An 8,542-nucleotide genomic window follows, 5' to 3' on the forward strand; every position below is an offset into this window, starting at 1 on the left:
GTCTCTATTATACCCCTATTGGGGCTATGTGAAATTCTCATCTTGACTTGCTCTATTTTTATTCTAACATCACCATGAATCCCTTGAGTAAAATATGTCAACCAATATTGACAACATCATTTTATACAAGCTTTCTGCATAAAGCGTATATTAATGCTTTAAAAATTCCGTAAAAAAGCACCTAGAAAACATCTAGGTGCCCAAGTCATTTGTGACTATTTATACTGTTATGGTGCAGCAATTGCTGCGATTTCTTCTTCTGTATAACGGCCGGATTTCTTCACAGCTGCTAATGTGGTCAACCCATCCTTAATGGCATTTCTAATAGCTTCAATCTTGCCTTCAGCTTTACCTTCTCTCCATTTTTTATCCATTTCTAATGCTAAAGTCATATAATCCCGCCTCCATTCATCACAATGTTTTACAGTGTGATATTGTCAATATTAGTGGTGCATTGACACCACCTCGATCGAGATTTTGCACTCCTGACATTTTTTCGCAATAAATAATTGAAGTTGATTTGAATTTTATAGAAGTAGCATATTGATATAAGAGATAAGCCCGCTTTTTTCAATACCGTTATCTCCACCACCAAGGACGATCCTTCGAATTTTCTCGGCTTCTTTCTTAGCGGTCATATTCTTGTGTGCTGCTGGATTACGCATTTCTCGGATTTCTTTAATTTTTTCCTTGATTTCAGTATCCCATTGAGCATCATATTTTTTTATTATGCCGTTTAAACTTAGTTTTTCATCGCCCTTATTATATATCCTCCTTTTTTTCAAAACTTCTAGTAACAGTGTCTCAACCGATTTCACATACTCGAGAACAATGGCAGAATAATCCCCCTCCACGACTTTATTGCCGAATTCGAAAAAGACTTCCCCTGTTGTCAAGAAATCAATCGCATCATTGTTCTTAATATTCTTGAATGTTTTTTTGAAAAAAGCTTTCTTCTTATTGAACTGATCTGGGTGATTGTTACGTACTTCCTTTAGCTTCATTTCAAGAAGACGCCTTCCCTCTTCTATTTCCTCTATCTTTTTCTCAAAGAATTCCTTTTCATTTTTTAAGCCATCAATGGTCTTATCCTTATCCATATTGTGGTGCCTGAGAATAAGTTCCTCGCCGGTGACAATTTCCCAACTTTTATTATGGCAACTAGGGCACTCGTATCGTTTGCTCAACCACTCGCTTATTTCCTTAGAAAAAGCGGCTATAGCTACGCCGCCAGCAATTATAGCAACACATATAGCAAAAGCAAAACCTGTCCCAGCAAAAAGGAATGCTATCCACGCCTTGAACCCGAATGCCGCTACCGCACCACCCAATATCTTGGCAAAAAATTCCTTATTTACCTCCTCATAGTGCTCACAACGTCTACATACGGCATAGGTTTTTTCCCTAGAAATAGCCTCACTAAAGCCTTTTTTTTCATCTATCTTTGAGAATATTTTTCCTAATGCCTCCTTGTACATATACATAACGATTCGCTCCTTCCGGCGTATTTCAAAAGGTAGTGTTTTAGAGGAAATAGAGTTTTTCCTTTATTCAAAAGTAACTGTTCACCAGCCATAATATTGTCTGTGAGCTGTCGTAATAGCATCATGTTGCTCTTCAGTCAACAGTACCATATTATGAGGATCATCTGCTCCACCCTCACTAAGTGGTACAATATGGTGGATCTCATATCCCGCCGGGACATCAGTATAACCGTGCTCGTGTAAAAAATTCTTTATAGCTGTCTCACTACGCACTTCATCCTCTGCACTCACATGTATTGCACCTTGCACCTCTCCGGCTGCAATCAACTCATTCAATTGAGATGGGTCGGACAGCATTCCGTTTTCGACCCCTGAGAATTCATTTACATCGTTCCAAGCGGGCATTAACCCACCATCAGAAGACATAGCATAGGAAATCACAGAAGATGCATTGCTTTCTTGTACTTCTGGCATTCCAAAATCTATGCTAGTTTCAGCATTGTTCAACTCAAAAGTATTTGGATGGAACTCCCCAGCATGTGCCAATGGATCCGGATAAGCGAGTAATTCTTCACCATTACCTTCTAATACGTCAGCATGCCATTCATCCTGAATATCTTCTCCTACAGGTAATGAACCTTCCGAGAATAAGCTTCCATCAAAAACGCCATCTGACACAAAATTAGTATCAGATAACACGGAACTCGGCGAATGAACCTTTAGTAGGTCCATTCCATCTACATTCCCTTGCATTGTCATGCCATCGTGCACATCATCGTACATAATTAATCCTCCTTGCATTGATTATATGCTACATATCTCTCCAATCTAATTTGTTAACTTTGACAGTTCTCCCATACGTTGTATCCATTCTTGCAAGCGATTTGATACAGCTAACTCATCCTGTTGTCTAAGCTCTATCTGTGCATTTATTTCTTGCTGATAGGAATACAATAGATTGTCGTAAGCGTCACGTACTTGCGTAGCTGTCTGACTACACAATGCCGAGACACGTTCGTGCAAATCCTGTAAGAGTTCTAGCATGCAAGCTGTGATTTGCTGTTGAAGCTCCGGTAGCAATTCATCTTTAGCGGTGGTTAAGCGATGCTCTAACATCTGCCGTCGAAGCAACGGCATTGCCGCAAAACTGATAAATGGCATCAGCGCGCCTCCAACAGCTAAAGTTAAACCAATTCCACCTGCTGCAGCAATTGCCCCTGCAGCTACATCAGTATTAGAGATGTCCTGGGCTTCCAACTGCAAGTGATAATCTTTTGGCCGCACCCACCCTCGAGGTAGTGCATGTAATTTCACTTGTTTGGTAAAGCGACGAGCAAGTCCCTGCGATACTGACTGAGCTAACTGCTGTATCATATGCTCCAAACGCGGTCCATACAAAGCTAACCAGTTTTCTATTTCACGTTGTATTTGTCGCTTTAATCTCACATCGACAAATTCTTTAAAGTCGGCACCTTTGTACGCATCAACCTGCGCTACCGCCTCGTCTGTCAGCCGATCATTGAAGTACTTCAATGACTTATCTAACATTTGCAGGATTTGCCGTTCTTGTTTCTGTAAATAAACATCTATCTGATCCGCATCCTGCTTACGTGCATCTAATAAATTATGCAAGATTTTCTGTTTTCGATGCAACTCTTTACCATCTAATGAAGCTAGAGTTTGTCCGGACTGACAACGGCGAATCAACTGTTGAACTAGCCTTCGACATCTATCCTCCAATCGAATAATCTTAATATATTCGCGCTGTCCACTCGCAAACAGCTCCATCATCCTCGCCTCTAGTGCAGGCAAACCTGACTCCGCAAGTAATTGTTCTTTCCCATGCTCACGCCCATGCAGAGCCATACGTGACGATACCAAGAAAAGTTCAACTTTATCTCCGAACACCTTTTTCAATCGCTGACGCAGACAATCTTCATAATCCTCATTTTCTTCCTCGTCTAAGTTATCTGCTTTATTAGCAACAAAGATAATCTGTTGGATGCCTTGTGGTAACACACGTTTTAATAAAAATTCTTTTTCGGTTTTCTTTAACGGAGCCGTTGCATCCAACAAAAAAATTACTGCATCTGCTTGGGGTAAAAATCCATAGGTAATCTCAGCACGTTGTTCGTCTAGATCAGATACACCAGGCGTGTCAACTAATACAATCTTTCCTTTCAATATGTGTGCTGGATATTTCAATTGAATATAAGAAATATCCTCATGTCTTCCACTCTGAGCAGAAAACTGAGAAAGATACTGACCATCAGCCTGTCCACGTTCCCGATGTCCGTCGCAATAGATGATTGTTGCTTCTGGCTCATCACCATAAAGTAACGCAGAAAGCACCGCTGTCTCAGGCAATACATCCATAGGTAACAACGATTTACCCAACAAAGCGTTTATAAAAGTAGATTTACCACGTGAAAATTCTCCTAACACCACAACTGTAAAATTTTCTTTTTCCAGAAAAACAGTCAATTCTTTGAGTTGTTTTCCTTCCGGCAAATCTTGCACCCACCCCAATTTCAATAAACGTTCCATATAATCTTTAAGTTTGTTTTTTCTTTCAAGCAAATTCTGTACGCTCATGCGGGTATCTCCTGTTGCAACTCTGTCAGCATCTCCTCGCCTAATTGGATGTTTTGTTTTAACTCCAACTGCTTTGCCTGCTCACGTTTAAAATCTTGTTGTATACTTTTCAACTGCATTTCTACATCTTTTTTCTCACGTAAGAAAAAAGCATCAACTTTTCCGGCGAGTTTCTTTATTTCGTGATCTTTTGCATAAGTATCCTTACTAATAGCAAGAAATCTCCACCAATGTTCTTTTACACGCTGCTGAAGATTTTCCACATGCTGATTGTAGGAACTAACTGCATTGTTTAGGCGCTCTCTGCGACCACTAAAATCGAAAATAGGCTCACCTCCAAATAAACCAGAGTTTTCATAATCATGTTGCAAAATACACACTTGTTCTTCTTCAGACTTCAGATCTGCAACCTCAGTATCTAGTTCTTGATACTGTTGCCACCATTGTTTGTAATATCCTACTTGTTGATCTATCTCTCCATCTAACATCCCTATGTCATCTATAAAAGCCGTAATTTCCATCTGTTCTTTATCTGTAGCTTTTGATAAAACTTCACTGAAAAATTCCTTCACACGAAGCAACGGAATTATGACGTTCAATAAATTATTGACTGTTTTATTAAGTAAGTCTGTATTGTCAACAGTTGTTACATTCTCTCTCTGTGTCTCCAATTGCGCTAACGATTTGCCAGCAGATTGTTCATTCTTATCTACTTCAAGCATTAGTTTATGTAATTCATCCAGCGTATCAATACTATCACGCAATTCTTTCTCCGCCTCGTCTTGACTTCCAAATGATTTATCACGCACCTCAGCTGCACGTTTCATCTCTCCTAGCTTCAGTTTAAAGCTCTCCGCAACGCATGCTGCTTTTTCAGTTAGAGCTTTTAGCTTAAGGTCTTCGCTACAGCTAAGAAAATGCTCTTCCAATTGCTCAAGAAAGTATGCCCATCCACTTTCTTGTAGCTGCTCGTTGTTATTTGATTGAATTGCCTTCTGTGCTTGTAGCGCTGACAACCCAAATATTCCCTGCACAGAGTTTCCCAAGCGGTGTTTAACATTACTCAACACCTCCTCCACTGTCTCTTCTTCGTCATCTATATTGTCTATACGATTAACTATGGCGAAAGGTTTCAAGCGTTCACCTAGTGCCTTGATTTCACGCAACTCGGTTTGCGTTACACTACGCGCTGCATTAAAAATCCAGAGAACCACATCTGCTTTGTGCTGGAAGTTTTCTGTGTTGCGGATATGGCTCTCATTATGCACATTAAGCCCTGGTGTATCTACTAGGTTAATTTGCTTAAGAAGGTCGTTAGGATATGTCAATTCAACATAATCTAAACTCTCTCGTAATTTACGTTTGGTTTCATCTCCTTCAGCTGTGATTTCTCCTAATTTTTCGTACGACCACGCCTCCGTATGCCCGTCACGATAATGTAATTCTACCGCTGGATGCTCACCATATTTCAACATGGTCGTAACAGCTGTGGCCGGAGCCGCATCTGCTATTAGCACATCACTTCCCAGCAAAGTATTGATGAATGTTGACTTGCCTGTCTTAAATTCCCCCATCACGAGTACTAAAAGCGGTCGATCTCCTTCTTCTGAAATGCGCCAAAGGTCTACAGCAATCTGAACAAACGGCTTACATTTATTAAGTCGTGTAGCCAAATCCTTCAGATTTTTTATAAAACGATCCACTACTGGAGCATCATCAGGCAGATTTATTGGAGTGTAGTTTTGAATTTGTTTCTGGTAATGTCGTAGTAATCGTTCCTCTGGCGTGCCTTCTAGTTTTTTTTTGTGGTTAACAAACCATACAAGCAGCCCTAACACTATAATTACTACCGAAAAGATTGCTATCTTCATTCAGCATTACTCCTTTATAAACGAACAAGCCCCGCTAATTCCCTATCCAATTCGTCCAAATGTTTACGTTCTGCGTCATCATTATATTGAGCTATATTTTTTTCTTGCAATATCGATTCAAGGCGTTGTTGTTGCGATAACAATTGTTGGTCAATCAATTCTTCTACGCTATCACACAGCGACCGAAACTGTCCTTGTAATTTTTTTTGGAACTGTTCAGCCTGCTGCGGAATTATTTCATCATAACGACTACGCAATTGTGCACTTACCTTGGTTCGGAAATCAGCTCTTTGATAAGCTTCAAAGTGTTGCATAATATACTTTCCACCGAAGAAAGCAGCAGGAATCGCTATAAACGGTGCATTTACTGCAAGAATCAAGCCCCCAATAATCATACCACCGCCCATTATATGAACCTCGCTCATATCAACTGCATTTATGTCTAACAATATTGGCAAATTATTATGTTCGTCAACAGCGACCAGGGCACGGTTGGTAATCAATTGTTCCGTTTGGAAAATTTCCTTCAATTTTTGTTGTACTGACTCAAAAGCATTAGCCAGGCACTCTTGTACTTTTTGATTCATATACCCATCGTGTTTCTGTTGTAATGGAGCTGTTATTACTTCCAATCCATGCGCAACAGCTTCAACATCCAATGGACCATCGTAACTATGCATTGCTTTCTGTACCTGCATTGATATATTTTTGAGACCACGCTGATAATCACTAGTCAAACTACCAGTTTCCAGCTGAAGATACGAACGCAGATTCTCAAAAGCTTTGTGACTACGCTGACGAGCACGTTCTAGCTTTGGACGCAACGATATGAGTTCCTCCTCTAATTTGCGAACCTCGACACCTAAGCATCTGCGCTTAAGTGCTATCGATTCCGATTGGCAACACCTAACATAACGAGCTAGACGTTGCTCATATTTGAAAAGTTTAGTACTAGCACGTTCTTCGATTAGGTAATCGGATAAAACACGCTCTAATGAAGGAAAGCCTGTTTCCTCAAACGTCTTCGGTACTTTTCCTTTAAATACCTCACCCGCTTCGGCTCTCCTCCAATTCAGTGCTCCACGTGACGAAACCAAAAATAAGCGTGGCTGGTTTACTAATCCTTGCAACTGTTCCCTAGCTAAATTTAGAATACGTTCTCCATCTGCAGGATCAGCTAATCTATCCTTGAAATTCACCACGAAGAATATCTTACTGATATCGCTCTTCAATATACGCTCTCGTAAAAAATCCATTTCCGAGCGTGCAAGAATCTGTTCCGCAGATAACAACATAATAGCTGCATCTGCCTGTGGAATAAATCGCAGAGTAATCTCTTCACGAGCTTGATCCAAATCATTAGTGCCCGGTGTGTCAATGAGTTCCACACCACCACGAGTAAATTCTAGTGGATAACGTAGCTCTGTGTAGGCAATATTACCGAGTTCCTGCAATGCATTCTTGTATGCTTGTTGAGCATCTTCATCATCGCCTTCAGCCTCAACTGCTACAATAGATTTGAATTTTTCCTCGGAAATCTCTTGTACATCTTCTTGCTGACGGAAATGTAGCAAGTAACGAGGTGAGTCTCCATACGTAATGCGATTAATCGTTGTAGTTGTTGGATTGGTTTTTGCAGGCAAAAGTTTTTTCCCTAACAATGCATTGATAAAAGTAGACTTGCCCCTCGAAAATTCACCCACTACTACAACCTTAAATACATCTTCACTCAACATATTGCAACTGGTTCTGACATCATTAACTAGTGGTTCATGTTCCAAACTGTCCGCTATTTCAATCAGTCTCTGATAACGCTTTGTTAGTTCATTTCTAGCGTCTATATACTTTCTTAAATCCACTTTTATTCGCTCAATCCCTTCCTGTAATATATAATCTGTGGGAAATAGCATCAAATTTAACTTTTTTCATTCGATGTATTTTCTGTCTTATCGAATATTAATCTCATATACATTATATATTTCAGTGTTAATTCCTGCAAGCCCCGAAATTTTTTATTTGCCGTACTGACAGATATGTTCCCACCACCATCCTATCCCGAAGCATAACCATCATGCCACCGTCCCCCCACTGTTACATAGTTCACTGATATGGGATAAATAAAGTTCTCATCTTATTTTCAAAGAATTAATATATACTTATGAGCACAAGGAGAACGAAAAGTGTCAGTACATTGTCCATAGGCATCCAGCGAACAGCCAGAGCTTTACCAGTTAATTTAGCCAGGGCTGCCTGAAGGAGTTTTCTTCTGCTGGATTCTGCTTGACGAACTCACAGGCAGCCTGCACTTTTCCATGGTAATAGTATCGTCTATAGATGGATTTTATCCAATCCATAATATCAATTGAAGCGCTCAACCAGCATTATTACTGACTTTATACAGAATTTCTGCATAAAGCGCATATTAGAGCTTTAAATATGATAATAAAAAATTTTGAAAATATTTTTTGTATTTATTTATTGGACTTTTGTATTTTGCTACAGAACTTTCTAATTTTTAATCATAGCTGCATTAGAATTCTTATCATTTGTGCGCATAAGAAATACATATTTACACTATGTACAGACTTTTAT

6 protein-coding genes are annotated in these 8,542 nt (G+C 39.7%); all 6 read right to left on the bottom strand.

From position 1 onward, the window contains the following. Nucleotides 1–227: 227 nt before the first annotated feature. The 6 genes from I6E26_RS10635 to I6E26_RS10660 all read right to left on the bottom strand — a co-directional run bounded on the left by I6E26_RS10635 (nt 228) and on the right by I6E26_RS10660 (nt 7,809). Entirely contained in the window at nt 228–392 is a 165-nt protein-coding gene (locus tag I6E26_RS10635; protein ID WP_235321841.1) for a hypothetical protein, read from the bottom strand. Between the two features lie 135 nt (nt 393–527). Beyond that, the gene (locus I6E26_RS10640; RefSeq protein ID WP_235321842.1) at nt 528–1,484 is read right to left on the bottom strand and encodes a hypothetical protein; all 957 of its coding nucleotides are present in this window, start codon (nt 1,482–1,484) and stop codon (nt 528–530) included. Nucleotides 1,485–1,565: 81 nt separating this feature from the next. Then, nucleotides 1,566–2,267, bottom strand: coding sequence for an HNH endonuclease signature motif containing protein (locus I6E26_RS10645; RefSeq protein ID WP_235321843.1), 702 nt, complete (start codon nt 2,265–2,267; stop codon nt 1,566–1,568). Between the two features lie 45 nt (nt 2,268–2,312). Continuing rightward, nucleotides 2,313–4,079, bottom strand: a complete 1,767-nt coding sequence (locus I6E26_RS10650; RefSeq protein WP_235321844.1) for a dynamin family protein — start codon at nt 4,077–4,079, stop codon at nt 2,313–2,315. Next, nucleotides 4,076–5,950, bottom strand: a complete 1,875-nt coding sequence (locus I6E26_RS10655; protein ID WP_235321845.1) for a dynamin family protein — start codon at nt 5,948–5,950, stop codon at nt 4,076–4,078. The genes I6E26_RS10650 and I6E26_RS10655 overlap by 4 nt, the downstream gene beginning before the upstream one ends. 14 nt (nt 5,951–5,964) lie before the next feature. After that, entirely contained in the window at nt 5,965–7,809 is a 1,845-nt protein-coding gene (locus tag I6E26_RS10660) for a dynamin family protein (protein ID WP_235321846.1), read from the bottom strand. Between the last annotated feature and the right edge of the window lie 733 nt (nt 7,810–8,542).

This window comes from Anaerovibrio lipolyticus, assembly GCF_021531495.1.
Taxonomy (GTDB): domain Bacteria; phylum Bacillota; class Negativicutes; order Selenomonadales; family Selenomonadaceae; genus Anaerovibrio.